General features: G+C 68.0%; 27 protein-coding genes and 1 pseudogene. 13 read left to right on the plus strand and 15 right to left on the minus strand.

All coding sequences use genetic code 11. The features are described 5' to 3' along the window. Positions 1 to 3: 3 nt before the first annotated feature. Both fabA and fabB read left to right on the plus strand, forming a co-directional pair. Positions 4 to 519: a 3-hydroxyacyl-[acyl-carrier-protein] dehydratase FabA gene (gene fabA, locus ACXJKH_RS00940; RefSeq protein WP_038690696.1), complete on the plus strand. Its 516-nt coding sequence runs from the start codon at positions 4 to 6 to the stop codon at positions 517 to 519. Beyond that, entirely contained in the window at positions 519 to 1,727 is a 1,209-nt protein-coding gene (fabB, locus tag ACXJKH_RS00945; protein WP_256775160.1) for a beta-ketoacyl-ACP synthase I, read from the plus strand. Before fabA ends, fabB begins: the two co-directional genes overlap by 1 nt. Before the next feature lie 556 nt (positions 1,728 to 2,283). Here fabB and ACXJKH_RS00950 read toward each other — a convergent pair. The 3 genes from ACXJKH_RS00950 to ACXJKH_RS00960 are packed head-to-tail and all read right to left on the minus strand — an operon-like array spanning position 2,284 to position 4,783. Then, positions 2,284 to 2,961, minus strand: coding sequence for an HAD family hydrolase (locus ACXJKH_RS00950; RefSeq protein WP_457317952.1), 678 nt, complete (start codon positions 2,959 to 2,961; stop codon positions 2,284 to 2,286). Further along, positions 2,958 to 3,662, minus strand: coding sequence for a pseudouridine synthase (locus ACXJKH_RS00955; protein ID WP_256775158.1), 705 nt, complete (start codon positions 3,660 to 3,662; stop codon positions 2,958 to 2,960). The genes ACXJKH_RS00950 and ACXJKH_RS00955 overlap by 4 nt, the downstream gene beginning before the upstream one ends. Continuing rightward, positions 3,659 to 4,783 (minus strand): class I SAM-dependent methyltransferase, encoded by a 1,125-nt coding sequence (locus ACXJKH_RS00960; protein ID WP_457317953.1) that lies wholly within the window; start codon positions 4,781 to 4,783, stop codon positions 3,659 to 3,661. Before ACXJKH_RS00960 ends, ACXJKH_RS00955 begins: the two co-directional genes overlap by 4 nt. Positions 4,784 to 4,935: 152 nt before the next feature. Between ACXJKH_RS00960 and ACXJKH_RS00965 the strand changes: the two genes are divergently transcribed. Beyond that, entirely contained in the window at positions 4,936 to 5,199 is a 264-nt protein-coding gene (locus ACXJKH_RS00965; RefSeq protein WP_256775156.1) for a hypothetical protein, read from the plus strand. Between the two features lie 58 nt (positions 5,200 to 5,257). Here ACXJKH_RS00965 and ACXJKH_RS00970 read toward each other — a convergent pair whose 3' ends face one another. Continuing rightward, entirely contained in the window at positions 5,258 to 5,548 is a 291-nt protein-coding gene (locus ACXJKH_RS00970) for a DUF3247 family protein (protein ID WP_457317954.1), read from the minus strand. Between the two features lie 44 nt (positions 5,549 to 5,592). Next, positions 5,593 to 7,659, minus strand: coding sequence for an ATP-binding protein (locus tag ACXJKH_RS00975; protein ID WP_457317955.1), 2,067 nt, complete (start codon positions 7,657 to 7,659; stop codon positions 5,593 to 5,595). Positions 7,660 to 7,833: 174 nt separating this feature from the next. Here ACXJKH_RS00975 and ACXJKH_RS00980 point away from each other — a divergent pair, with 174 nt between their 5' ends. After that, a complete protein-coding gene (locus tag ACXJKH_RS00980; RefSeq protein ID WP_256775153.1) occupies positions 7,834 to 8,400 on the plus strand; it encodes a DUF3016 domain-containing protein in 567 nt (188 codons plus the stop codon). A 75-nt stretch (positions 8,401 to 8,475) separates the two neighbouring features. Here ACXJKH_RS00980 and alr read toward each other — a convergent pair whose 3' ends face one another. Next, entirely contained in the window at positions 8,476 to 9,549 is a 1,074-nt protein-coding gene (gene alr, locus ACXJKH_RS00985) for an alanine racemase (RefSeq protein ID WP_256775152.1), read from the minus strand. Further along, on the minus strand, positions 9,528 to 10,838 hold the full coding sequence (locus tag ACXJKH_RS00990; RefSeq protein WP_457317956.1) for a D-amino acid dehydrogenase: 1,311 nt from the start codon (positions 10,836 to 10,838) through the stop codon (positions 9,528 to 9,530). The genes alr and ACXJKH_RS00990 overlap by 22 nt, the downstream gene beginning before the upstream one ends. A 149-nt stretch (positions 10,839 to 10,987) precedes the next feature. Here ACXJKH_RS00990 and ACXJKH_RS00995 point away from each other — a divergent pair, with 149 nt between their 5' ends. Then, a complete protein-coding gene (locus ACXJKH_RS00995) occupies positions 10,988 to 11,467 on the plus strand; it encodes an Lrp/AsnC ligand binding domain-containing protein (protein ID WP_256775150.1) in 480 nt (159 codons plus the stop codon). Between the two features lie 72 nt (positions 11,468 to 11,539). On the opposite strand, the gene ACXJKH_RS01000 is transcribed toward ACXJKH_RS00995, so the two are convergent. Beyond that, positions 11,540 to 11,713 carry a lana protein gene (locus ACXJKH_RS01000; protein ID WP_256775149.1) on the minus strand — a complete coding sequence of 58 codons (174 nt, stop codon included), beginning with the start codon at positions 11,711 to 11,713 and terminating at the stop codon, positions 11,540 to 11,542. 229 nt (positions 11,714 to 11,942) lie between these two features. Further along, a complete protein-coding gene (locus tag ACXJKH_RS01005; RefSeq protein WP_457317957.1) occupies positions 11,943 to 12,365 on the minus strand; it encodes a classical arabinogalactan protein 4 in 423 nt (140 codons plus the stop codon). A 138-nt stretch (positions 12,366 to 12,503) separates the two neighbouring features. Between ACXJKH_RS01005 and msrB the strand changes: the two genes are divergently transcribed. From msrB to ACXJKH_RS01030, 5 genes are all read left to right on the plus strand, one after another. Further along, positions 12,504 to 12,971 (plus strand): peptide-methionine (R)-S-oxide reductase MsrB, encoded by a 468-nt coding sequence (gene msrB, locus ACXJKH_RS01010; protein WP_256775147.1) that lies wholly within the window; start codon positions 12,504 to 12,506, stop codon positions 12,969 to 12,971. Positions 12,972 to 13,130: 159 nt separating this feature from the next. After that, positions 13,131 to 13,985, plus strand: coding sequence for a flagellar motor stator protein MotA (gene motA / locus ACXJKH_RS01015; protein ID WP_256775146.1), 855 nt, complete (start codon positions 13,131 to 13,133; stop codon positions 13,983 to 13,985). Positions 13,986 to 13,994: 9 nt separating this feature from the next. Beyond that, the gene (motB, locus tag ACXJKH_RS01020) at positions 13,995 to 14,939 is read left to right on the plus strand and encodes a flagellar motor protein MotB (protein ID WP_457317958.1); all 945 of its coding nucleotides are present in this window, start codon (positions 13,995 to 13,997) and stop codon (positions 14,937 to 14,939) included. 418 nt (positions 14,940 to 15,357) lie between these two features. Further along, the gene (locus ACXJKH_RS01025; RefSeq protein ID WP_457317959.1) at positions 15,358 to 15,858 is read left to right on the plus strand and encodes a hypothetical protein; all 501 of its coding nucleotides are present in this window, start codon (positions 15,358 to 15,360) and stop codon (positions 15,856 to 15,858) included. 14 nt (positions 15,859 to 15,872) lie between these two features. Next, entirely contained in the window at positions 15,873 to 16,148 is a 276-nt protein-coding gene (locus ACXJKH_RS01030; protein WP_457317960.1) for a DUF4031 domain-containing protein, read from the plus strand. Between the two features lie 231 nt (positions 16,149 to 16,379). Here ACXJKH_RS01030 and ACXJKH_RS01035 read toward each other — a convergent pair whose 3' ends face one another. After that, the gene (locus ACXJKH_RS01035) at positions 16,380 to 16,922 is read right to left on the minus strand and encodes a DUF6630 family protein (protein WP_256775142.1); all 543 of its coding nucleotides are present in this window, start codon (positions 16,920 to 16,922) and stop codon (positions 16,380 to 16,382) included. 137 nt (positions 16,923 to 17,059) lie between these two features. Here ACXJKH_RS01035 and ACXJKH_RS01040 point away from each other — a divergent pair, with 137 nt between their 5' ends. Continuing rightward, complete coding sequence (locus ACXJKH_RS01040; RefSeq protein ID WP_256775141.1) at positions 17,060 to 17,311, plus strand: DUF3297 family protein; 252 nt, start codon at positions 17,060 to 17,062, stop codon at positions 17,309 to 17,311. A 179-nt stretch (positions 17,312 to 17,490) separates the two neighbouring features. Here the strand turns inward: ACXJKH_RS01040 and ACXJKH_RS01045 are convergent, their stop codons facing one another. The 4 genes from ACXJKH_RS01045 to ACXJKH_RS01060 all read right to left on the minus strand — a co-directional run bounded on the left by ACXJKH_RS01045 (position 17,491) and on the right by ACXJKH_RS01060 (position 21,137). Beyond that, on the minus strand, positions 17,491 to 19,134 hold the full coding sequence (locus ACXJKH_RS01045; RefSeq protein ID WP_457317961.1) for a Na+/H+ antiporter: 1,644 nt from the start codon (positions 19,132 to 19,134) through the stop codon (positions 17,491 to 17,493). A 110-nt stretch (positions 19,135 to 19,244) separates the two neighbouring features. Beyond that, positions 19,245 to 19,895, minus strand: a complete 651-nt coding sequence (locus tag ACXJKH_RS01050) for an alpha/beta hydrolase (RefSeq protein WP_457317962.1) — start codon at positions 19,893 to 19,895, stop codon at positions 19,245 to 19,247. Beyond that, positions 19,892 to 20,689 (minus strand): DODA-type extradiol aromatic ring-opening family dioxygenase, encoded by a 798-nt coding sequence (locus tag ACXJKH_RS01055; protein ID WP_457317963.1) that lies wholly within the window; start codon positions 20,687 to 20,689, stop codon positions 19,892 to 19,894. Before ACXJKH_RS01055 ends, ACXJKH_RS01050 begins: the two co-directional genes overlap by 4 nt. A 37-nt stretch (positions 20,690 to 20,726) precedes the next feature. Beyond that, entirely contained in the window at positions 20,727 to 21,137 is a 411-nt protein-coding gene (locus ACXJKH_RS01060; RefSeq protein WP_256775137.1) for a DoxX family protein, read from the minus strand. Between the two features lie 96 nt (positions 21,138 to 21,233). On the opposite strand from ACXJKH_RS01060, the gene ACXJKH_RS01065 reads away from it, so the two are divergent. After that, on the plus strand, positions 21,234 to 22,115 hold the full coding sequence (locus ACXJKH_RS01065) for a LysR family transcriptional regulator (protein WP_457317964.1): 882 nt from the start codon (positions 21,234 to 21,236) through the stop codon (positions 22,113 to 22,115). A gap of 410 nt (positions 22,116 to 22,525) precedes the next feature. On the opposite strand, the gene ACXJKH_RS01070 is transcribed toward ACXJKH_RS01065, so the two are convergent. Next, the gene (locus ACXJKH_RS01070) at positions 22,526 to 25,477 is read right to left on the minus strand and encodes an EAL domain-containing protein (protein ID WP_457317965.1); all 2,952 of its coding nucleotides are present in this window, start codon (positions 25,475 to 25,477) and stop codon (positions 22,526 to 22,528) included. A 295-nt stretch (positions 25,478 to 25,772) separates the two neighbouring features. Between ACXJKH_RS01070 and ACXJKH_RS01075 the strand changes: the two are divergent. Next, positions 25,773 to 26,349 (plus strand): annotated as a pseudogene (locus ACXJKH_RS01075) (M13 family peptidase); the annotation flags it as partial.

Here is a 26,349-nt window from a genome sequence, read left to right on the forward strand (position 1 = left end):
TCCATGACTCGTCTCCACGCGTTCTCGCGCGAACAACTGCTGGCCAGCGCCCGCGGTGAACTGTTCGGCCCGGGCAGCGGTCGCCTGCCCAACGATCCGATGCTGATGTTCGATCGCATCACCGACATCCGCGACGACGGCGGCCCACACGGCAAGGGACTGGTGCGCGCCGAACTGGATATCCGCCCGGACCTGTGGTTCTTCGGCTGCCATTTCATCGGCGACCCGGTCATGCCCGGCTGCCTCGGCCTGGATGCCATGTGGCAGCTCACCGGCTTCTATCTCACCTGGCTCGGCGCCCCCGGCCGCGGCCGCGCCCTGGGCTGCGGGGAAGTGAAGTTCACCGGACAGGTGCTGCCCGAAGCGAAGCTGGTGAGCTATGAAATCGACATCACCCGCGTCATCAACCGCAAGCTGGTGATGGCCCAGGCCGACGCCCGCATGCTGGTGGACGGCCGTGAAATCTATTCCGCCAAAGACCTCCGCGTAGGTCTGTTCACCTCCACCGAGAACTTCTGATGCGTCGCGTCGTCATTACCGGAATGGGCATCACCTCGTGCCTGGGCAACGATCTGGACACCGTGTCCGCCGCACTGCGTGAAGGCCGTCCCGGCATCCGCAATCTGCCGGACCATGCCGAAGCCGGCCTACGCAGCCACGTCGGCGGCAACATCGAACTGGACCTGGACGCGCAGATCGACCGCAAGCTCAAGCGCTTCATGAGCGATGCCTCGGCCTATGCCTACATCGCCATGCGCGATGCGATCGCCGATGCCGGTCTGGACGCGGCGCAGGTCGCCAACCCGCGCACCGGCCTGATCGCCGGCTCGGGCGGTGGTTCCAGCCAGTGGCAGGTCGAATCGGCCGACATCCTGCGTGCGCGTGGCGTGCGCAAGGTCGGCCCGTACATGGTCCCGCGCACGATGTGCTCCACGGTGTCGGCATGCCTGGCCACCGCGTTCCAGATCAAGGGCCTGAGCTACTCGCTGTCCGCGGCCTGCGCGACCTCCGCCCATTGCATCGGCGCGGCCGCCGACCTGATCCGCCACGGCGCCCAGGACGTGATGTTCGCCGGTGGTGGTGAAGACCTGCACTGGTCGATGAGCGTGATGTTCGACGCCATGGGCGCGCTGTCCACCCGCTTCAACGAGACCCCTGCCTCGGCCTCGCGCCCGTACGACAAGGACCGCGATGGCTTCGTCATCGCCGGTGGTGGCGGCATGCTGGTGCTGGAAGATTACGACCACGCCGTGGCCCGTGGCGCACGCATCTACGCCGAGCTGGTCGGCTACGGTGTCACCTCCGATGGCGCCGACATGGTGGCCCCGTCCGGTGAAGGCGCGGTGCGCTGCATGAACATGGCGATGGCCAACCTGTCCGGCCCGATCGATTACCTCAACACGCACGGCACCTCGACCCCGCTGGGCGATGTCACCGAGCTGAAGGCCGTGCGCGAGGTGTTCGGCGAAGCGATCCCGCCGCTGTCCTCGACCAAGGCGCTGTCCGGCCATTCGCTGGGTGCGGCAAGCGTGCACGAAGCGATCTACTGCCTGCTGATGATGCGCGACGGTTTCATCGCCGGCTCGGCCAACATCGGCGAGCTCGATCCGCTGGTGGAGGGCTTCCCGATCGTGCGCCAGAGCCAGGATGCGCAGTTGAACACGGTGATGTCCAACAGCTTCGGTTTCGGCGGCACCAACGCGGCGCTGGTCTTCGGCCGGGTGTGATGCGCGGTTGATGCAGTGATGAAAAAGCCCGGCCACTGCGCCGGGCTTTTTGCCTTGGGTCCGGCGGTCGTGCTTCGGGCAGGAAAGGCAGCCGAGCATGGCTCGGCTCTACCGAAACGTTCCGCAGCAGGCCACATGACCGGACGCCGTGCGGGCAATCCCGCACCACGCGTGGACGGATCACGCGCCGGCAATCCCGCACCACGTGTGGACGGATCACGCGCCGGTAATCCCGCACCACGCGTGGGCGGATCGCGCGCCGGTAATCCCGCATCACGCGTGGACCGATCACGCGCCRGTAATCCCGCACCACGTGTGGACGGATCACGCGCCGGCAATCSCGCATCACGCGTGGACCGATCACGCGCTGGTAATCCCGCAYCACGCGTGACCGGTAGTGCCGAGCCATGCTCGGCAACCGCGCGCAGCGCGGCACACGCAYCCGAMGCCRMCATYCRTCAAACCRSCRTCGGCGTTGCCGGCGTAGCWTCTGCCCGTCGCGCTCGGTCCGGCGGTCATGATSCCGGCAGGAAMRGCAGCCGAGCRTGGCTCGGCTCTACCGTAGATGCGGCAGCAGCAGCGCGTGCGCGTCTACCAGCGAACCGACGATGCGGTGGCCCAGCGCGCGCAGTTCCTCGTCGGGATGGACCAGGTCGGGCACCTGGATCGCGGTCATGCCCGCGCCCACCGCCGCGCGGATACCCGCCGGCGAATCTTCCAGCGCCAGGCAGCGCGCTGGCGCCTTGCCCAGTTTCTGCGCAGCCAGCAGGTAGATGTCCGGCGCCGGCTTGGGATGGGCGACGTCGCTGCTGGTCACCACCACGTCGAAGAAATCCAGCAACCCGGACGCCGCCAACTTGCGCGATGCCCGCGGCTGCCGCGTCGAGGTCGCCACCGCGCGCGGCACGTCGTGCTCGCGCAACAGCTGCAGCAGTTCCAGGATGCCCGGCCGCAACGGCAGCCCGGCGTGCGTGCGTTGTTCGTAAAGGTCGTGGCAGCGCGCGAACAGCGCCGCCACCTGGTCCGCATCGATGCGCTCCAGCAGCAGGCATTCGCAGTCGCGATCACCCAGCCCGACCATGCGCAGCCAGAAGCCGTCCTCGAATGGCAGCCCCCGTTCCTGCGCGGCCTGGGACCAGCACTCGACCGACACCCGCTCGCTGTCGATCATCAACCCATCCATGTCGAAGATGACCGCGTCAGGCAGGAACGGCAGCGCAGCGATCTGGCTCATGGCACGTCGAACAGGGTTTCCAGGTCGGCAGCATCCAGCGTGCGCCACTGGCCTTCTTCCAGCCCGTCCAGCGACAACCCACCAATGCGGCTGCGGTGCAGCGCCTCGACATGGTTGCCGACCGCAGCGAACATCCGCCGCGCCTGGTGGTAGCGGCCTTCATGCAGCACCAGCTGCGCCTGGCGCGGGCCGTTCACGTGCAGCTCGGCCGGCAGCAGCGGCTTGTCGTCCGATTCCAGCAACAGGCCGCCACTGGCAAAGCGCGCGGTTTCATCGCCGCGCAGGTCTTCGGCCAAGGTCACCTCATAGGCCTTGTCCAGGCGTGATTTGGGCGACACGATCCGGTGCAGCAGCGCGCCGTCGTCGGTCATCAGCAGCATGCCGCTGGTGTCCCGGTCCAGCCGGCCCACCGAGGACAGCACCGGCGCGCGCTCGCGATACCGCGGCGGCAGCAGGTCGTAGATCAACCGACCCTTGTCCTTGGTCGAACAGGTGTAACCGCGCGGCTTGTGCAGCATCAGGGTCAGCCCCTGCGGGGGGTCCAGCGGCTCGCCCTCGACCCGGATCGCCTCGTGCGCGATCACGTCATCGGCATACAGCACCTCGCCGTCGGCATCGGTGACCAGGCCGGCGCGGAACATCCCCTGCACCTGCTTGCGGCTGCCATAGCCGAGGTTGGCCAGAAGCTTGACCAGTTTCATGCACGGTCCCAGTTGCGGCCGCGCGGGCTGTCCTTGACCCGGGTCGGCTCGCGGGTGCGGCCGGTGTCCTTGGCCTTGGTCGCCTGGATCAGCTTGAAGCCGTCACGTTCGGCGGCCACGCGGACCTGGCCGAAGCTGTCGTTGAGGATCTGCTCGTACGGCAGGTGGCGGTTGGCCACCAGCCACATCCGCCCACCCGGGCGCAGCGCCTGCGCGGCCACGGCGATGAAACGCTGGCCGATGTCGGGGCGGTCGGCACGCGACGGAGTGTGGAACGGCGGGTTGGTGACGATGAAGTCGTACTGGCCTTCGATGCCGGCGGTGACGTCCTGCCAGTGGTAGGCCAGCGCCGCGGGCTTGTTCAGCGCGCACAGGTTCTCGCGCGCCAGCGCCAGGGCGCGGCCTTCGGCCTCGAACAGGTCCAGCCCGGTCACGCCCGGGCAGCGCGCCAGCACTTCAGCCGACAGGTAGCCAAAGCCGGCGCCCAGGTCGGCGCCTCGGCCGGCCAGGTCGGCCGGCAGCTGCTCCACCAGCAGCGCCGAGGCCGGGTCGATGCGGTCCCAGGCGAAGATGCCCGGACGGCTCTGGAAGCGGCCGCCCAGGATCGCCCGCGGCGCGTCCAGGGTCGCCCAGCGCTGGGCCAGCGCGGCGTCGTGCTGGCCGTTCAGCGGCGCGGTCCAGTAGGCGCGGCAGTGGTTCTTGGTCAGCTTGCCGCCCAGGCCGGCCAGCTCCTGCAGGTCGCCTTCACCGGAGCGCGCGCCTTCATTGTTGTGCTGGCAGGCCACCACCACGCCACCCGGCGCGGTCAGGGCCAGCGCCCGGGCGAACAGGGCCCGGGCTTCCTCGCGCTGGCGCGGCGGCAACACCAGCACCACGGCGTAGCGGGTGGTGTCGCTGGCCAGCTGCTGCTCGTCGCGCACGGTCCAGCCGCTGGCTTCCAGCGCGTCGGCGAACGGTCGGAAGCTCTGCTCGCAGACCAGCTGGCCCGGCTGGGCATGTTCGCGCAGCGGCCAGCCATCGCGGGCGCGCAGGAACAGCACCGGGCCGGCGGGCCAGGACAGCACGCCACTGGCGAACGGCAGGAACAGGGTTTCCAGGGGAGCGTCGTGCTGGGCAGCCATCGGGAGGCACATCTTGAAAGGAGACGGCCATTCTACCGGTTCGCCCGGATCGGCCCCGCCCCGGGCCGATTTGCGTTTATTCAACGCCGCGTTGATCCCCTGCCAACATCCCAACCGTCAGGGTGGAGGCTCACTTGCGATGGAGATGGCTCATGCGTGCATTGTTTGTCGGTGGCGTAGTCGACAACAGCGAGATGGACATGGAGGGCGCGCAGCCGCCAGTGCATTACCCGCAGGACAGCGGCGGCGGCCACTCGCGCTACCGCCTGCACCAGGTGGGCAAGCAGGCCGACGGCAGCGTGGCCTATGCGGTATACGGCGCGCCGGACATGGCCGATGACGAGGTGGCGCGGGTGGCCGACGAACGCGCTTACGCCCGCCGGTTCGAGGCCGAGCCGGAGGTGTTCCAGCACTGAGCCGGCCCGTCTGATCCGGCGTATTCGAGCCGGATCAGCCCAGGCAGCTTGCCGCCCGTCATTCCACCGGCGGCAACTGCCGGATCGCGGCGATCCGGTCCAGCCACACCAGGTGCTGCTGCACCGGGGCATCCAGGTCGTCCAGACGCAGCTGGCCGTTGCTGCCCTCGTTCTCGTCGGCGTCGCGGTACTGCTGAAGCGTCGGCTGCACCGCGACCGTGCCCAGCACGCGGCTGCCATCGTCGAGGGTCACTTCGACCCGGGTTTGACCGTGCAGCTGCGGCAACAGTGCTTCAAGGGCGGCGATCCGCGCCGGATCGGTGTGGATGGTGGGGGCATAACGGGACATGTGGACTCCTGTGGCGTACCCGGTCGATTGTGGGCATGCCGCCGTCAACGGTCCGGCAAAGCACGTCGCTGGTTGCCGAGCACGCTGCGCACGGCCGAGACCAGTTGGGCCACCGAATACGGCTTGGCCACGTGCTCCTGGAAGCCCGAGGCCAATGCGCGCTTGCGGTCATCGGCGCGGGCCAGCGCCGTCACCGCCACGGCGGGCAACGCGTCCGCTTCCACGCCGATGTCTTCGCGCAGGGTCCGCACCAGGCCGTAACCGTCCATGCCGGGCATGCCGATATCGGTCAGCAGCACGTCGATGCCGGTGTGGCCGCCCTGGTCGAGCAGCGCCAGAGCTTCACCGGCCGAAGTCGCTGCGGTGACTTCCGCGCCCTGCTCCTCCAACAGCCGGCGCAGGTACTCCAGCACTTCGGGTTGGTCTTCCACCGCCAGCAGGCGCAGGCCCTTGAGCGGATACGGCTCGATGATCTGTTCGCCGATCGGCCCGCTGAATACCTCGCGCAGCGGGCGACCATCGGCCTGCGGCTGGTAGTGCGGCAAGCGCACGGTGAACGTGGCGCCGTGGCCAGGGCCTTCGCTGGCGGCCGACACCGCGCCGCCGTGCAGTTCAACCAGCTGTTGGGCGATCGCCAGCCCCAGTCCCAGCCCACCATGACGCCGCGTGGTGGTGCCATCGGCCTGGCGGAAGCGGCTGAACAGGTGACGCAGGAATTCCGGGGCGATGCCGTCACCGGAGTCGGCCACGCTGATCGACCAGTGGCCGCCATCGGCGCGCAGGGTCACCGTGACGGTGCCCTCGGCCGGGGTGAACTTGATCGCATTGGAGAGCAGGTTCCACAGCACCTGCTGCAGCCGGGTGGCATCGCCCAGCACCAGCGCCGGTTCCTCGGGCAGCACCAGGCTCATCTCCAGTGCCTTGCCCTCGGCGACCAGCTCCTGGGCACCCATCGCCTCGGTCAGCTGGGCGCGCAGGTCCAGCACTTCCACTTCCAGCTGGACCTTACCCAGCAGCATGCTGCTGAGGTCGAGCATGTCCGAGATCAGGCGCTTCTGCGCCATCGCGCTGTTGGCAATGACGCCCAGGCCCTTGAACAGCGGGCTGGTGTTGTCCACCCGCTGCAGCAGCAGTTCGCTCCAGCCCAGGATGGTGGTCAGCGGGGTACGCAGTTCGTGCGACAGCGTGGCCAGGAACTCGTCCTTCAACCGCGCCATGTTCTCGGCGGCACTGCGTGCGGCGCGCTCGGACTGCAGCAGCTCCTCGCGTGCCATCTCGATTTCGCGGCGCTCGGTCACATCCGGGCTGCTGCCGGCCAGGCCGATGAACCGGCCCATCCGCGAGAAGCGCGGACGCGCGTTCATTTCCAGCCAGCGCCACTGCCCATCCGCGCGGCGGCCGCGTACCAGCGCGTGCATCGAGCGCTGCGCTTTCAGCGCTTCCTGCAGTTCGTAGTCGAACACCGACGCATCGTCGGGATGCACCAGGCCCTGCCAGACCGCTTCGGGTACGCGCTCGTCGCCACCGAAGAACTCGGTGAACGCGCTGTTGACGAACCGGGCGTGGCCCAGCTCGTCCAGCACCCACACCGGCATCGGCAACCCGTCGGCCAGGGCACTGAAACGCGCTTCGCTTTCGGCCAGTTCCACTTCGATCTGCTTGCGGCTGGTGATGTCGAAGAACACCACCGCCACCTGGTTGTCGCCCGGGGCGCCGACGCGCACCGCTTCGACCGAATACCAGCGTCCCAGCGCACGCGCTTCCTGCTCGAACTGCTGGGGTTGGCCGGTCGCGGCAACCTCACCATAGACCTCGAACCATTCGGTTTCGTGCCCCGGCACCACCTCGGTGACGCGCTGCCCAAGTACGCCGATCAGCCCTGTATTTCGCTCGAACGCCTCGTTGAACTCCAAAAACCGGTAATCGACGGCGATCTTGTCCTCAAACAACACCTCGATCACGCAGAAGCCGGCATTCATCTGCTCCAGCATGCTCCGGTACAGGCCGGAATCTGCCGCAGGCGTCATGAAAGGGGAACGTTCAAGGGTGGAAGTGGGCAGGCTGGACAAAGGCGTCAATGGGGCAACTGGCGAAACGGAGGTATACAGCATCTTCCAGACCGCGTATTCGTAGCGTCAAGCGCGGGGTCAGGCGGGTTCGGGTTCTGACGTAGGTGAATTCGCGGCAACCGGGGGCTGCGGCAGGGGGCGTGTCGATTGTCCCACCCGGCGAACAGGAACACACTCAAGCCCGGATCCGTCTGTGATCGTGATCGAGGAGTCGCCATGAACCGCAAACCTTTGGTAGCCGGACTGTTGACCTGCCTGCTGGTGATCGGCTGCGCCAGCGCGGCCCCGCGTTCGGTCACCGATCCCCAGGCACCGCGTGCCTTGAGCGGCGATGGCCCGGTCAAGGTCAGCTGGACCGACCCGGCCCAGTTCACCGAAATCCGCCAGAGCAGCAACCGCTTCGAGGCCGAGCGCGGCGACTGGGTGCAGCAGTTGGCGCAGTACGCGCAGAAGACCGCCGGCAAGCAGTTGCAGCCAGGGCAGACCCTGGAGGTGACCATCACCGACATCAAGCGCGCCGGCGACTACGAGCCCTGGCACGGACCGCGCGGCACCGATATCCGCATCCTGCGCGACGTCTACCCGCCGCGGATCACGCTCAGCTATACCCTGCGTGACGCCCAGGGCCAGGTGCTGGCCGAGGCCGAGCGCAAGCTGTCCGACACCGGCTACCTGCACAACATCGGCATGCAGCGCGATACCGATCCGCTGCGCTACGAGAAGCGGCTGCTGGACGACTGGGCCCAGCGCGACCTGCGCGCCCCGGCCACCGCCAGCAACTGACCCGGATTGCGTAACGCCACGCCATGCGTGGCACTGACGGTGCCCAGCCACGCAGGGCGTGGCTCTACCCGGTTCTCACCCTTGCAGGACGTGCGGCACCCGTTTGACCGCACACGGCAGCTGGTACGCACTGACCCCGCACAGCGGCGCCAGCACATCCAAACGCGGCGATTGGCCCCACAAGGTGACGGTGCTGCCCACCCCGGCCTGCGGCAGGTCGGTGATATCCACGGTGAGCATGTCCATCGATACCCGCCCGATCAGCGTGGCCGCGTGGCCGTCGATCACCACCGGCGTGCCATTGGGCGCGAACTGCGGGTAGCCATCGGCATAACCGAGCGCCACCACGCCCACCCGGGTCGGACGCTGCGCAACGAAGCGCGCGCCATAGCCGACCGGCTCGCCGATACCGATCTCGCGCACGGCGAAGATCTTCGACTGCATGGTCATCACCGGGCGCAGGCGCTCGGTCAACGTCGAGTGCGTGGGCAACGGATTGGCCCCGTACAGCATCAGGCCCGGGCGCACCCAGTCGCTGCGCACGTCCGGCCAGCCCAGCAGCGCCGGTGAGTTGCACAGGCTTGTTTCGCCCGCCAGGCCTTCGATCGCCGCGGCGAAGGTGTCGGCCTGCTCGCGGGTACGCGGGCTGTCCAGTTCATCGGCACGCGCCATGTGGCTCATCAGCACCATCGGCCCGACCTGCGGCAGCGCGCTCAGGCGCGCGTGCGCGGTGCGGAAATCGGCCGGCGACAGGCCGAGACGATGCATGCCGCTGTCCAGCTTCAGCCAGATATGCAGCGTGGCATCGGTGTCGAACGCGGCCACCGCATCGACCTGCCACGGCGCACCGACGGCGAACCACAGGTTGTGCTGCACGATCAGCGGCAGCTCGTCGGCATCGAAGAACCCTTCCAGCAGCACGATCGGCGTGGTAATGCCGGCTTGGCGCAGTTCCAGCGCCTCTTCGATGCAGGCCACGCCGAACGCGTCGGCCTCGCCCTGCAGCGCGCGCGCGCACGCGATGGCACCGTGCCCGTAGGCATCGGCCTTGATCGCGGCCAGCGTCTTGCGGCCACCACCGAGGTCACGGGCGAGGCGGAAATTGGCGCGCAACGCGTCCAGGTCGATCAACGCGCGGGCTGGGCGCATGCTTTGGGCTCACTATGAACAACGGATGCGGCGGTATGGCCGTAACGGAAGATATCCAGGCCTTCGGTGCTGATCTGCGGCTGACGCGCGCTCATCAGGTCGGCCAGGTAACGGCCCGAACCGCAGGCCATGGTCCAGCCCAACGTGCCGTGGCCGGTGTTGAGGAACAGGTTGCGGTACGGGGTGGCGCCGATCACCGGCGTGCCATCGGGGGTGGCCGGGCGCAGCCCGGTCCAGAACTCGGCGCGCGACAGGTCGCCGCCGTGCGGGTACAGATCGCCCACCACCTTTTCCAGGGTGGCGCGGCGGCGCGGCGACAGCGACAGGTCGAACCCGACCACTTCGGCCATGCCACCGACGCGGATGCGGTCGTCGAAGCGGGTGACGGCCACCTTGTAGCTTTCGTCCAGGATGGTCGAGGTCGGCGCCATTGCCGCGTCGGTGATCGGCAGGGTCAGCGAGTAGCCCTTGAGCGGGTACACCGGCAGGCGCAGGCCCAGCGGGTCCACCAGCGAGGGCGAATAGCTGCCGAGCGCGACCACGTAGCGGTCGGCGGTTTCCAGCTTGCCGTCGATGCGCACCCCGGTGATGCGGTCACCATCGGTCTGCAGGCCGGCGATGTCCTGGTCGAAGCGGAACTCAACCCCGGCATCGACGCACATCTGCGCCAGGCGACGGGTGAACAGCTGGCAGTCGCCGGTCTGGTCGCGCGGCAACCACAGCGCGCCGACCAGTTTGTCGGCCACCCCGGCCAGCGCCGGCTCGTGGGCGATGATGCCCTCGCGGTCGAGCACCTTGTAGGGCACGCCGTACTGGGCCAGCACTTCGATGTCCTGCGCCGAGGCGTCCAGCTGCTGTTGGGTGCGGAACAGCTGGGTGGTGCCCAGGTCGCGGCCTTCGAATTCGATGCCGGTCTCGCGGCGCAGCTCGTTCAGGCAGTCGCGGCTGTATTCGGACATGCGCACCATGCGCGCCTTGTTGATCGCGTAGCGCTCGTGGGTGCAGTTGCGCAGCATCTGCGCCAGCCACGCGTACTGGCGCCAATCCAGGCCGGGCCGGATCGCCAGCGGGGCGTGTTCGGAGAACAACCACTTGACCGCCTTCAGCGGCACGCCKGGGGCGGCCCACGGCGAGGTGTACCCGAACGACAGCTGGCCGGCGTTGGCGAAACTGGTTTCCAGCGCCGGACCGGGCTGGCGGTCCACGACCGTGACTTCAAACCCGGCCTGCCGCAGGTACCAGGCACTGGTGGTGCCGATGACGCCGCTGCCAAGGACTAGAACGCGCATGCTGCTTCTCCAACCCGATCATTCCCTGCACTGGAGCGTGCCGGGACCATATTTACGGAAGTATATTCCGGCCAAACCCAGCTTTTCGCCTGTTTTTAGCAGCGATGGCAGGGTATTGTCCTGCCAACCCCCATGCCTGGATGACGCCAATGGCCGTGCGCCCCCGCGAGCTGGACAAGATCGACCGCAAGATCCTGCGCATCCTGCAGGCCGAGGGCCGGATCTCCTTCACCGAGCTGGGCGAACGGGTCGGCCTGTCGACCACGCCCTGCACCGAGCGGGTACGCCGCCTGGAGCGCGATGGCGCCATCACCGGCTACTACGCCAAGCTCGATCCGCACTACCTCAAGGCCAGCCTGCTGGTGTTCGTGGAGATCAGCCTGGCCTACAAGTCCGGCGACATTTTCGAGGAGTTCCGGCGCGCCGCGTTGAAGTTGCCCAACGTGCTGGAATGCCACCTGGTCTCGGGCGATTTCGACTACCTGCTCAAGGCCCGCATCAGCGAGATGGCGTCCTACCGCAAGCTGCTCGGCAGCACGCTGCTGACCTTGCCGCACGTGCGCGAATCCAAGAGCTACATCGTGATGGAAGAGGTCAAGGAAACGTTGATGTTGCCGATTCCGGATTGAGTTGGGCGGCCACCAAACGCGAAAGGCGGCGCGCTTGCGCGCACCGCCTCGGGTCGTGGAATGACGCGCGCGTCAGCGCTGCTGTTTGGAACCGGGGCTGCGCTGGTCCGGCTGCTTGCCGCCCTTCTGGTTCTGCTGGTCCCACTGCTGCTGGTTCTGCTGGCCGGCCTTCTGGTGCTGCTGCTGACTGCCCTGCTGTTCCTGCTGCGGCATCTTCCCGCCCTTCTGGTTCTGCTGGTTGGTCATGATTGCACTCTTCTGAAAAACCTTGGAATACGCCGCATTCCGGCGCACGCACAGGGTTCCGGAAAAACGGTTAATCGCAGGCGAAAAAACAGTGAGCGCAATCGTTGACGCACATGACTGCGGGGCGCGGTTGTGGAGCGTTCATCGATGGCGCGCTGCGCGTGAGGTCATGCTGGCATCGAACGCCGCATCGCTACGGCAGTCGACCGTGGGTCGTCCTTACCGCCAGTTACGGCTTGATCTGCTGGCCGTTGCCGCTGGGGATGGCGTCGTAATACCGGCCGGTACGGGTATCGAGCACGCGGTTGGGGCCGACCTGCTTGGCACCGGGAATGATGCGGCCGTGGCGGTCGTACACCTTGGGCTGCAGGGTCGGGCCCTGGATCGGCTGGGCCGGGCCGTCGCCCTGGGCCTGGATCGGATGAGTCCGCAGCTGCTGCTGGACCTGGCTGTCGGACTTCACCGGCGCCATCTGCCCGGACAGGCTGTCGACCGGGGCCGGACGCACCGGCGTGGGCAGCGGCGTGGGGCTGGGCTGGGTGACCACCACGGGGCGGGTCTTGGTCGGGCTCGGCGGCGGCCCGATCTGCGCCATGGCCGCGGCCGGCAACAGCACCAGCAGCGCAGCGGCGAGGCAGGGGTGGCGGGACATGGCAGGCTCCGGCGGGGATCAGGACTCCACCTTGCACCCACGCGGGTATCAGCACCATGAACATCGCCGATCAAGGCCGCGCGGGTTGAAGCGCCCGCCGCCGGCCCAATCTTGAACCCACCCCCGCGAGGAACCGCCATGACCGCCTTCGATCTCTCTCCCCCCAGCGACGCCCAGCGCCAGGCCCTGGTGGCCGGTCTCAGCGCCGATGAGCGCCGGGTGCTGCTCCAGCACGGCACCGAGGCGCCTTACTGCGGCGTGTTCCTGGACAACAAGCAGGACGGCGTCTATGGCTGCCGCCTGTGCGGGCTGCCGCTGTTCCGTTCCAGCACCAAGTTCGACTCCGGGACCGGCTGGCCGAGCTTCTTCGCCCCGTTCGACCCGGCGCATGTGCGCGAGATCCGCGACATCAGCCACGGCATGATCCGTACCGAGATCGTCTGCGCGCGATGTGACAGCCATCTCGGCCATGTGTTCCCCGATGGTCCACCACCGACCCACGAGCGGCATTGCCTGAATTCGGTCTCGCTGTCGTTCACCCCCAATGGCGAACCCTACCCGGACCCATTGCAGCGCGGCGGCGCCGAAGCCCAGCCCGCGGGTTGACGTCGCGGGCGGCGGACTGAAGCGACCGGCTCGGACCGGTGGGTGCGGGCCGCAGGTCCGCACATCGGCGTCGCAAAAGTGTGACATCGAACAAACGCCCCCTTCAGAAAACCGGGGGACGGGCCGACATGGAGGTATCCCCTACTCCGCGCCGGCCCCATGCTCATCTTCGTTGGATTCCTCATCGTCATCATCAGCGTGCTCGGCGGCTACCTCGGCGCGCACGGCAAGCTGGCCGCCCTGTGGCAACCGTACGAACTGGTCATCATCGGCGGCGCGGCGCTGGGCGCGTTTCTGGTGGGGACCCCGGTCAAGACCGTCAAGCAGACCCTGCAGGCCACCATCGGCGTGTTCAAGGGCCCGGCCTACAAGCAGCAGGACTACATCGACGTCCTGAGCCTGCTCTACGAACTGCTCAACAAGGCCCGCCGCGAGGGCTTCATGGCGCTGGAAGACCATGTCGAGCGCCCGGCCGAAAGCAGCATCTTCGCCAACTACCCCAAGGTGCAGGCCGACCACCACCTGGTCGACTTCATCACCGATTGCCTGCGCCTGATGATCGGCAGCAACATCGAACCGCACGAGCTGGAGCCGCTGCTGGAGATGGAGCTGGAAAAGCACCACGCCGAAGCCATGCAGCCCTCGGCGGTGCTGAACAAGGTGTCCGACGGCCTGCCCGGTTTCGGCATCGTGGCCGCGGTGCTGGGCATCGTGATCACCATGGGCTCGATCGGCGGTGAGATCACCGAGGTCGGCGCGCACGTGGCCGGCGCGCTGGTCGGTACCTTCCTGGGCATCCTGCTGGCCTACGGCTTCGTCAGCCCGCTGGCCGCGGCCGTGGAAGCGCGCGCCGAACAGGACAGCCGTATCTACGAGTCGGTCAAGACCGCCCTGCTGGCCTGCCTGCGCGGCTACAACCCGAAGATCGCCCTCGAATTCGCCCGCAAGACCCTGCCCTCGAACGTGCGCCCGGGTTTCAGCGAATTCGAACAGCACCTCAAGACGGTCAAGTAAGGCACCGCCATGGCCGAGAACAAACCCACCGTCATCGTCCGCCGGGTCAGGAAGGCCGGCCACGCCGCCCATCATGGCGGCGCCTGGAAGGTTGCCTACGCCGACTTCGTCACCGCGATGATGGCCTTCTTCCTGGTGCTGTGGCTGATGGCGGCCACCACCAAGCCCGAGCGCGCGGCCATTTCMGAGTACTTCCGCAACCCCAGCCCGCTGGCGGGGCAGAGTCCGACTGCCGCGCCAGGCATGKCCGGTCCCGGCGGCGCCAGCACCTCGATGATCAAACTGGGCGGGGCCACCGACATTTCGAGGGGCAACAGCAACGACCCGTTCCAGAACCAGCAGGCGGCCAAGCCGGTGCCGCAGACCGAGCGCGAGCGCGAGAAGCAGCAGCTGGAGGYGCTCAAGCAGGAACTGGAAGAAGCGATCAGCAAAAGCCAGGCGCTGGAACCGTTCAAGGACCAGTTGCTGCTGGACCTCACCCCGGAAGGCCTGCGCATCCAGATCGTGGACAAGCAGAACCGGCCGATGTTCGACATGGGCAGCGCCGCGCTCAAGCCGTACACGCGCGACATCCTGCGCGAGCTGTCGCAGTTCATCAACCACGTGCCGAACCGGATCAGCATCACCGGCCACACCGACACCACCGCCTACAACGCCGTGCACGGCTACAGCAACTGGGAACTCAGCGCCGACCGCGCCAACGCGGCCCGTCGCGCCCTGCTCGACGGTGGCATGACCGAGGAGAAGGTGACCCGCGTGGTCGGGCTGTCCTCCTCGGTGTTGTTCGACAAGACCCAGCCGGACAATCCGATCAACCGCCGCATCAGCATCGTGGTGATGACCAAGGCCGCCGAAGCCGCTGCGTTGGCCGGTGCCGGACAGGAACTGGCGCTGTCGCCGACCGCTGCCGACCCGGACATCCAGGCGGCGCAGGCACCGGCGGGGTCACCCTGACGGAAGGAAGCCGGGCGTGGGCAGCTGGTCAGCCGTTCGGATGGACGGCGGGCCGGTCGGACGCCCGAATGGTCGGGCCATGCACGCCTGGCGCTGTTGGCGCCGCACGACCGGACGAGAAGTACGTGCCTTGGTAGGTCGCGCCCCGGCCGACTGCACGCAGGTGGGCAACGTTCGATGTGGCATGACCCTCAACGCAGCTGCCGGTTCCGGGCGCCATATCGTTTCGAGGTCATGCGTTCCCGGGCGTGGGCGGTCCATCGGCAGTCGGCTGCGACCCGACCCTACCGGCGGGTCCTGCGTGGGCGGGCCGTCCGCGCCGCGCGTGCCTGTGTGGAGCCTGTCCGCAGGGACGGGCCGACGGCAGCGGCCAACCCCATTACAATGGCGGTCTTTCCCTGTGTAGATAGACGCCACCATGTCCAAGCAGTCCAAGGCCAAGCGCGACAAGCGCAAGAAGCAGCAGCCCAAGCGCCCGATCAACCGCCTCAACGCCCAGCAGCCGGTGCAGAACCATGCCGTGCTGACCAACGAAGAGGGTCAGGTCGTCGCCGCGATCGGCCTGCAGGGCACCGAATGGCTGCTGGCCATCGGCGGCCAGACCATGGGCAACGCCGACAACCCGGTGCCGATGCTGGCCATGCTCAAGCACCTGTCCAACGTGCAGGAAAAGGAAGGCCGCAAGGTCAACCTGGAATACTCGAGCCAGCTGCAGCAGCTGATCGATGACCTGGCCGCCGACGAAGGCAAGACCGCCGACGAGTACCTGGCCCAGCTGGTCTCCGAGTTCGAAGGCGTGGAAGGCGAAGAAGGCGACGACGCCGAAGACGCCGAAGACGCGCAGATCGTGGACGAGGCCGGCACCGACGCCGCAGCCGAAACCGCCCCGGCCGCCAGCGACGACAAGCCGCAGGCCTGAGCCACGGCAATCCGGTGACGGTCTATATCGACGATGCGGTCCATCCCTGGCGCGGCGAGCGCTGGGCGCATCTGATGGCCGACACCCTGCCCGAGCTGCACGCCATGGCGGCGCAGCTCGGGATTCCCCGCCGGGCGTTCCAGAACCGACCCAGCGGCGCCCACTACGACGTGCCCGCCCCGCTGCGTGCCCACGCCATCGAACTGGGCGCGCAAGCCATCTCGCGGCACACCGACCGCGCGCTGGTCAAAGCAGTCATCGCCAACGCGCGCACGCAATACCAGCCGTAGTGCCGGCCGCTGGCCGGCAACCTCATGAACCTGCCAGCGCACGCTGCGTGCCGGCCGCTGGCCTGCAACCTCATGAACCTCTCAGCGCACGCCGCGTGCCGGCCGCTGGCCGGCAACCTCATGAACCTCTCAGCGCAGGCTGCGCGCCGGCCATTGGCCGGCACATGCTGTCAGGGGGCTTTTACGCCGGATGCGAGGGGCAGCCGACCAACGGTCGGCTCTACCGGTCTCTCAGAACGGGTCGCTGCCCGGTCGCACTTCCACGCCCAACAACGAGCACAGCGCCAGCATCGCGTCGTCGTCGCGGCTGAGCGCCATCCAGCCGGCCAGGCCGTCGTTGCCGGTGTCCACGCTCCACAGCGAGTAGTTCTGCTCGCGGAGGCGGTCGTAGGCGGTGCCCATCAGCACCGAGGCGTCCACCTTGGCGGCGAAATCCTCGTCATCCAGGTCGCCGCCCCAGTCCAGCTGCAGGTTCCAGCGCGCGGACAGCTCGTTGACCGCCGACATCAGCGCATCGGCATCCTCACGGTCCACCTCGAACCCGGACTGCCAGGCGATGGCGGCCATCAGCGGCGGCAGCCAGTCGGCTTCTTCGTCGATCTCCTCGCCGGCTTCCAGCACCGCCTCGCGCCAGCGGTTGAACTGCTGCAGGCCCAGCTCTTCATCGCCCGGGTTGATCAGCACGAACAGGTTCCAGATCCGCGCCTCGAAATCGTCTTCGTCGAAATCGCGCTCTTCTTCTTCGAAGTCGAAATAATCGCTGTTGTCAGGCATGACCGGTATTCCTGTAGGCAGGCGGGCATTCTGCCGTGCAGTGGCGTTGGCAGGAAGCGAAATTCGGCCGCGGGGCCGCCGCGGTTTATCCTGTACGTCTGGAAGATGGCCGTGGTGGCCATTACGACGCACTGACCATGAGCGATACCCCTCCCGATCACCTGGCGATCAACCCGACCAGTCCCTTCCATGATGGCCCCGCGCTTGAGCGTGGCGTCGGCATCCGTTTCAACGATGTCGAGCGCGACAACGTCGAAGAATATTCGGTCAGCGAAGGCTGGATCCGCGTACAGGCCGGCAAGGCCCGCGACCGCCGTGGCAACCCGATGACCATCAAGATCAAGGGCACCGTGGTGGCGTATTACCTGGACCAGAAGCCGGACGCCTGATCCACCGCACGGGGGTAGAGCCACCCCATGGGTGGCTGCTTTCCGGGCCGGGCGCAGGCCAGACCTTCGGCGTTGCGACAGCCACCCATGGGGTGGCTCTACCCGTCGGTCGGGCGCAGGCCGACATCGGGCATTGCGACAGCCACCCATGGGGTGGCTCTACCCTCCGGATTTATGGTTTACCCGCGCTGGCGCGTTTCCAGCAGGTCCAGGTTGCGGATCAGGCGGCGCGAGACCTCATCGGAGATCGTGCCGCGCCGGGTCAGCCGGAACAGTTCCTCGCGCTCGGCGGTCAGCCCGGCGCCGCGCAGCTGGCGGTAGCCCTCTTCCATCCGCCGCACCTTTTCCGGGTCCGCATCGGGTCCGTCGTCCTTCTCCAGGTTGCGCTGGTACAGCAGGCTCACCCGCGAGGCGGCGTCGTTGTACAGCTGCACGTTCTCGGTGGTCTGGTTCTGCACCAGTTGCTGGCGCATGCGTTCCACCCCGGCCAAGGCCGCCTTGGACGCCAGTCGCCGTGCCAGGTCCTCGGCCTTGCGCTCGCCCGAATCGGCCGGCAGCTCCAGGCCCTTGAGCAGGCGCGGCAGCGCCACGCTGGCCGCCACCAGCGAGAACAGGATCACCGCCGCCGCCAGGAAGATCACCAGGTCGCGCGCGGGGAACGCGCTGCCATCGGGCAGGAACAACGGCAGGGTGAGCACGCCGGCCAGGGTGATCGCACCGCGCACGCCGGCCACCGAGGTCGCCACGACGATGCGCCACGAGGTGCCTTGCCGTACTTCGCCGCGATGGCGGGCACGCAGGACGCTCCAGCGCAGCGACACCCACACCCAGGCCAGGCGCAGCACGATCAGCGTCAGGTTGATCACCACCACGTACACCAGCAACCACCACGCGCTGTGGTGGCCGCTCTCGCTGACGGTGGTGATCGCGCGATCCACGATGCCCGGCAGCTGCTCGCCGAGCAGCACGAACATGATGCCGTTGAAGCTGAACTGCAGCATCCCCCACACCGCCGCGCGCTGCACGCGCATGCTGCCGGAGACGCGACCGGTCAGCTCGACGTAGCTCATGGTGATGCCGGCGGCCACCGCCGCCAGGATGCCCGAGGCATTGGCTTCTTCAGCCAGCAGGTAGGCCGCGAACGGAATCAGCAGGTTGACCAGCAACGCCGCGCCCGGCTCTTCACCGAAACGCCGCCACAGCCAGCGCTGGAACGTCGATACCCCCAGGGTCACCGCCACGCCGATCGCAAGGCCCGCCAGCGCCACCCACAGGAACGTCAGCGAGGCGGTCGCCAGCGAGAAGCTGCCGGTCATCACCGCGGCCACCGCGAAGCGGAAACAGACCAGGCCGGACGCATCGTTCAACAACGATTCGCCTTCCAGGATGTGCATCAGGCGCTTGGGAATCGGCGCGCGCGAAGCGATTGAGCCCACCGCCACCGGATCGGTCGGGGAAATGATCGCGGCCAGCGCGAAGGCCACCGCCAGCGGCATCACCGGGATCATCCAGTGGATCAGGAAGCCGGCGCCGACCACGGTGAACACCACCAGCCCGAGCGCCAGCTCCAGGATCACGCCCTTGTCGCGGAACAGGCCCTGCTTGGGAATACGCCAGCCATCGAGGAACAGCAGCGGCGGCAGGAACAGCAGGAAGAACATTTCCGGTTCCAGCGCGTGGYCACGATTGAACACCCCGGCGATCACCGCCCCCAGCCCKATCTGCACCAGTGGCAGTGGCAAGGACAACGGCAATACCCGGACCAGGTAGCCGCTGGCGACAACGGCCACCAGCATCGCCAGGACGACTTCAATGGTATGCATGTATTTTCCAGTGGACGGCGCGAGGGGGAGGCTGCGAGGCAGCCGGCGCCGGAAACTGCAAAAAAACTACCACACCCGTCCGCCGGAGCGAACGCCGACGCGGCCCAGGCTCAGTCGCTGGACAGCAGCTGACGCGCGCTCCAGGCAGTGACATCGGCCTGCATTGCCGGCGTCAGCGCGTGATCGGCCACGTAGCTGCGCAGTGCGTGCGCCACGCCCAGCGCCTGCAGACGCGCCGATGCAGCGGTAGCCAACGCGAACGGCAACGTGCTGTCATCGCGTCCGTGCAGGATCAGACCCTGCACGCCACGGCGGGCGATGTCGGCCGGGATGTGCGGTGCGATCTCCGGCAGGATGCGCCCGGACAGGATCGCAAACTGCCGCGCCACCTGCGGTGCGGTGAGCGCGATGCCTGCGCTCATGATCCCGCCCTGGCTGAAGCCGGCCACCAGCGTGTGCGCGGCATCGATGCCGAGCTGCGCCTGCTGGTCGCGCACGTACGCGATCAACAGACGACGGCTGGCCTCGGCCTGTGCGGGATCGATCACCGGCCCGTTCGCGCCGAACTGCACCGTGAACCAGCCAAAGGCATCCGCAGCGAACGCGAGCGGACCGCGTGGCAGCAGCACCTGCAAGCGCGGATCCAGCCCATGGGCCAGCGCCTGCAGTGATCGTTCATTGCCGCCCACGCCATGCAACAGCACCACCAGCCCCTGCGCCGGCCCCGTGGCCGCACGTACCACCGTATGCAGGCTGCTCACGCAGCCGCCTGGCCGTCGAAGCGGTAGATGTCCATCGCCAGGAAACCGGCATCGATACCGGCGTCGATGCGCTGCGCGCCCAGCACCTCGCCGCCGGCCGCGCCCATGGCCAAGTGCAGCGGCTGCAGGTGCTCGTCACTGGGGTGCGCCTGCACCGCATGCGGCGCGCGGGCGCGGTAATCCAGCAGCGCGGCACTGTCATTGGCCTGCAGGCGCTGCTCCACCCAGTCGATGAAGGGGCGCACGTACGGCGCTTCCTTGCCCTCGGCGTAGTTGCCCCAGTCGTGCAGGTTGTGGGTGATGCTGCCCGAACCGATCACCAGCACACCCTGCTCGCGCAGCGGTGCCAGCGCGCGGCCCAGTGCGTACTGGTGGGTCGGCCCCAGCAGCGGCTGGATCGCCAGCGGTACCACCGGGATGTCCGCCTGCGGGTACAGGAAGCGCAGCGGTACCCACGCGCCATGGTCCAGGCCCCGCCGTGGATCGATCGCGGCAGGCAGGCCGGCAGCATCCAGCCGTGCGGCGATCTCGGCCGCCAGCGCCGGATCGCCCGGCGCCGGGTACTGCAGGTCGAACAGCGCCTGCGGGAAACCGCCGAAGTCGTGGATCGTCGGTGGCTGCGCATGCCCGCCCACCGCCGGCTGGTGGGTGAGCCAGTGCGCCGAGGCCATCACGATCGCGCGCGGACGCGGCAACTGCTTGGCCAGCGTCGCCAGGCGCTTGCCGACCAGACCGGGGTTGAGCGCGGTCATCGGCGAACCGTGGGAGATGTACAGCGAGGGCAGACGGGACATCACAGACTCCAGGAGAAGAACATCGATGCAGCCGCGCTCAGCGCGACACCAGCGTCCACTTGCCATCGCCGATGCAGAACAGCACCAGCAGTGCGAACGCCCAGAACGCCGGGTATTCCCAGCCACCGCCGGCATTGGCGAAGCTGAAACCGTTGGCACCGTGCACGCTGACGATGGTGCCCAGCAGCAGCGGCACGCCTGCCAGCCCGACCCAGCGCGCGTAGATGCCGAGCAGCAGCGCGGCGGCCAGGGTGAGTTCCAGCGCGATGGTCAGGTAGCCGAGCGCACCGGGCAGGCCCAGCGAGGCGAAATAGGCGGCGGTGCCGGCCGGGGTGAACACCAGCAGCTTGGTCAGGCCGTGCACCAGGAACAGCGCACCCAGGCCCCAGCGCAGCAGGCTGGCGCCCAGCGGGGCAAGTGCGGAAACACGTACAGGGGACGGTTGCATGGGGGACCTCGCGGATTAGGATGGGCACAGGTTATTGCGCTCACTCACGGCGATAAATACGATCAGACGACGCTGTTTATTACGGGAAATGAAACAATGGACACTCTCGAGGCGATGCGTGTGTTCGTGGCCGTGGTCGAGCGCAATGGCTTCAGCGCGGCGGCCCAGGCGCTGGACCTGTCCACGGCAGGGGTGACGCGGCAGATCGCGGCGCTGGAGAAGCGACTGTCCACCCGTTTGCTCAACCGCACCACCCGCCGGGTCAGCCCGACCAGCACCGGTGCGGCCTATTACGCGCAATGCGTGCAGCTGCTGGCGCAGTTCGACGCGCTGGAGGCCGGGATCGGCGCGCAGGCGCTGGAGCCGTCCGGGCTGCTGCGGGTCAATGCGCCGGTGAGCTACGGCATCGCCCGGCTGGGCCCGCTGCTGGCCGGCTACCGCGCGCGCTACCCGCAGGTGCAGTTGGAGCTCTCCCTGTCCGACCGCCTGGTGGACATGGTCGAAGAAGGCTACGACGTGGCCCTGCGCATCACCCGCCAACCGAGCCCGGCGCTGATCGCGCGCAAGCTGGCCGACACCCAGATCACCCTGTGCGCGGCTCCGGCCTATCTGGACGCGCGCGGCCGTCCGCAGCAGCCCGAAGATCTGGCCGACCACCAGTGCCTGGGCTACAGCTACTGGGGCGGTGGCGACAGCTGGCCGTTGCGCGGGCCGCGCGGCGACGTTTCCGTGGCGGTGCGCGGCGGCCTGCGCGCGAACAATGGCGATGTCCTGCGCGAAGCGGCGCTGGCCGGGATGGGCATCATCCTGCAGCCGGATTTCCTGGTCGGCGACGCCCTGGCCGACGGCCGCCTTGAACGCCTGCTGCCGGACTGGGACGTCGCCCCGATCGGCATTTACGCGGTCTACACCAGCCGCAATCACCTTGCTCCGAAGGTACGCAGCTTCATTGATTACCTGGTGGAAGCGTTGGGCTGAGGGTGCGCGCTTGATTGCGCTGATCTTTGCGAACAGCAGCGCTTCTGTTTTCCGGAAGGAGGGGCCCGGGTAGGGCTCGACGGGACACGCCGTGAACCCATCCATGGGGGCTCGTACACGGCATCCATGCCGTGCACGGTCCCGTCGAGCCCTACCCGGCCCCCTCTGGACGGGTAGCTGCGTGCGGTTGGGCCAGCAAAGAGAAGCAACGCCGCAGCTATCGCTGTTGATCCTCCCTCCGCAGCGTGCAGCCCGCTGTGCAGAGGGCGTCGGGCAGCCCAGGCCGTGACCGTGCGCCGCATGGATGCGGCGAAACGAGCCCCYATGGAYGGGTTCACGGCGTGTCACGTCCTGGGCTGCCCGACGCCCTCCCGCGACGCGGGGAAAGGCGCCGCTTTTCGCCGTCAGCGCTACAGCGCGTCGACGGTATCCAGCCGGGCGATCACCTCGGCCAGCGGCGACGGCCGTCCCAGCAGGTAGCCCTGCACCTGATCGCACCCATGGGCGGCCAACCACTGGTGCTGGCCCGGCGTCTCCACGCCCTCGGCGATCACCGTCAGCCCCATGCTGTGCCCCAGCGACAACAGCGCACGGCAGATCGACGCATTGCGCGGATTGGTTTCCACGTCCGCCACGAAACTGCGGTCGATCTTCAGGATGTCCAACGGCAGGTGCTGCAGATAGGACATGTTCGAATAGCCTGTGCCGAAATCATCCAGTGAAATGCAGATCCCCTGCTCATGCAGCCGCTGCATCGTCTGCTTGGCCTGGGCCGGCTTGCGCATCAGGCTGCTCTCGGTCAGCTCCACCTGCAGCGCCCCGCGCTCCAGCCCGAACTCCTGGCTGGCGCGCGCGAACTCGGCCACCAGATCGCTGTTGAAGAACTGCACCGCCGATACATTCACCGCGATCGGCAACGGCTTGCCCGCATCGGCCAACTGCCGCTGCGCCGCCGCCGCCGCCCGGATCACCCAGCGTCCCAGCGCCAGGATCAGCCCGGTGTCCTCGCACAGCTGGATGAACTCGCCCGGCGGAATGAAACTGCCGTCGGCCTGCGGCCAGCGAAGCAAGGCCTCCAGCGCGGCCGGCGTGCCATCGCTGGCATGGCAGATCGGCTGGAAATACAGCTGGAACTCGGTGTCGATGGCGCTGTGGATGCGACCGGCCAGGCGCAGCCGCTCGGCCAGGCGCGAGGTCACCGTGTTGTCGAACCACGCAATCACGCTGCCCTCGTCGCGCGCGGCATGCGCGGCCTGCGCCGCCATCCCGATCACCTGTTCGGCCGGCACGTTGTCGCCATCGAACTTCACCGCCACACCGATACGCGGCTCGAACTGATGCAACCAATCCTGCCCGCGCACCGGCTCGGACACGGTCTGCACCAGCGTATCCAGCGCGGTCTGGCGCTCGTGGTCGTCGCGGATGGCGAAGATGAAGTCCTCCGCCGGCTGGAATGCCAGCAGACCGTAGCGCGTGCCCAGCCCGCCCAGGCGTTTGGCCATGGCCTGCAGTACCACCTCGCCCACCTCGCGGCCGAGCGTATCGGCGACCAGCTGCAGGCCACGGAACTGCACGTAGGCGATCGTGTAGCTACCGCCCTCCTCGTCCAGCTGCGCGGCCAGCGCGCGGGTGTTGAGCAGGCCCGTGGCCGGGTTGTGGGTGGCGTGGTAGGCCAGGTCGCGCTCGTAGGCCAGCCGCTCGCTGATGTCCTCGGCCAGCACCAGGCAGGCCTGGCGGCCATCGAAATCCAGCCGCGACAGGTGCGCGCGCACTTCGAACAGCGTGCCGTCCTTGCGCCGGTGCATGCGTATCTGGGCGTCCTGCGGGTCGCCCAGCGTGGCCCGCGAAATCGCGCCACGGATCTCATCCCAGCCTTCGCGCGGGCGGATGTCGAGGATGCTCATCGACAGGAATTCATCGCGGCTGTAGCCGTACTGCTGCACCGCCGCTTCGTTGACTTCCATGAAGCGCAGCGTGTCCGGGTCGAACACCCAGAACGGCGCCGGGTTGCGGTCGAACAGCAGGCGGAACTGGCGCTCGGCCTGCTGCACCCGCGCCAGCGCCTGCACCCGCTCGCTGACATCGGTCAGCGCGCCGATCATGCGCCGTTGCCGGTCCACCACCGCCACCCGCTGGCCGCGCGCCGACACCCAGCGCGTGGCGCCACCGGGCAACACCACCCGGAACATTTCATCGAGCACGCCATTGCCGGCGAAGGCCGCATCGAAGGCCTGCTGCATGCGCTCGGCATCCTCGCGGTGCACCCGCGCGAAGAAGGCCGCCACCGGCAGGCTCTCGATATCGATGCCGAAGATCTCGCGCGCCAACGACGACCAACGCAGCAGCGAGGCATCTTCATCGACATACCAGGTGCAGACCTTGCCGACCTGATGGGCCATCAGCAGTTCGGCATGGCCGGTGCGCAGTTCCTCGGTCAGCGCGTCCTGGCTGCGGGTGGCGCGGCGCAGGCTGACATACACCAGCGCGAACATGCCCCAATACAGCAGGTACAGCGCCACCGAGGCCTCCACGTAGGGCCACCACGGCGCGAGCACGTCATCGCGCCCCAGCCCGGCATACACCGCGATCGGGTACTGGCCCAGCGTGGTCAGCGTGGAAATGCGCTCGATGTTGTCGATGCTGCTGGTCTCGATGCCCAGCGGAGTGACCGCATCGCGGCGCAGCATCTCGCGCCTGCCCAGGCTGAAGCGCTGCCCGGTCAGCCCCACGGCGTCCGGACTGCGCGCCAGCACGTAGCCCTGCGCGTCGGTGATCGAGATGACGCCGTGCTCGCCGGTATCCAGCCCGCCGATGATCGACTGCAGCTCGCTGGTGTGCAGCCGGCTCAACAGCCAGCGGTCATCGCCCATGCGCAGTGCCAGCGGCAACACCCAACGCTGTGCGTTGCGCTGCTGCGGCGGGCCCATGTACAGGCGGCTCTCGCTGCCGCGATTGGCGTCGGTGGCCCACAGCGGCAGGTACAGGTCGCCACTGCCGCTGGTCAGTGCGCGTCCGTACTGGTCCACCACCACGATGCTGTCCAGTTCGGCGTGGCGCTGCAGCACGCCGCTGATCGCATCATCAAGCAGGTCAGGCGCCTGCGCCGGCACCCGCTCGAACAGCAGCGCGCCGTCCTCGGCGATGCCCAGCATGGCCCGTTCCAGATTGCGCAGTTCCAACCGAAGCAGGCGCTGCGAACCGGCGGCGAGCGCCGAGCTCTGGCGCTGCGCAGCTTCCTGGCGGCGCTGGTAATCGTTGCCCAGCATCGCCGTCAGGCCCACGGCGAGCAGCACGCCCAGGCCGACGCCCAGCCACACGATCGTGCGCAGTGGACGCGCCAATGCGTGGTTCAACGCGGGCATCGACGACCTCTCCCGCAGCGATGGGCTGACTTCATGCGTAACGCTTCCTGGTTTCCCCAAACCTGAGCGGCCGAAGCCTGGGAATCTTGACCGCTCCGTTAAGCGGTCCGACGCCTTGACTCGCAGCATGCACCAGCGCGTGCGGCACGGGAAGGCCCGGATGTGCCGGATCGGGCCGTTCACGTTGACAAAGCCAAGGCGCGCCCCAACCGCCGGATGCAACGGCCGGGGCCGGCGCGACCAGCCCGGGCCGGGGAGATTAGACTTGGGGTTTCCTCCGTTGCCTGAGACGTCCATGCCCACGCTGCGCCGCCCCACCCTGATGCTCGCCATTGCCGCCAGCCTGTCGCTGGGCCTGAGCGCCTGCGACCGCGACGCGGCCGCCCCTGCCGCCACCACGCCGGACACCGCCGCCACCGCCGCACCGGCCGCGCCAAAGCCGCAGCTGGGCAGCTTCGGCTTCGATGCCGCCGGCATGGACCGCAGCGTCGCCGCCGGCGATGACTTCTTCGGCTTCGCCAACGGCACCTGGGTGAAGAACACCGAGATTCCCGCCGACCGCTCCAGCTACGGCAGCTTCAATGTCATCTCCGAGAAAACCCTGGCCGATACCCGCGCCATCCTCGAAGGGGCCGCTGCCGATACCAAGGCCAGCGGCGAGACCAAGCTGATCGGCGACTACTACGCCGCGTTCATGGATGAGGCCGGCATCGAATCGCGCGGCGTGGCGGCGGTGAAGCCGGAGTTGGACGCGATCGGCGGCATCGCCGACAAGGCCGCGCTGGCCACCACCTTGGGCGGCACCCTGCGCGCCGACGTGGACCTGCTGAATGCGACCAACTTCTACACCGACCGCCTGTTCGGGGTGTGGG

The organism is Stenotrophomonas sp. P5_B8 (assembly GCF_054049855.1).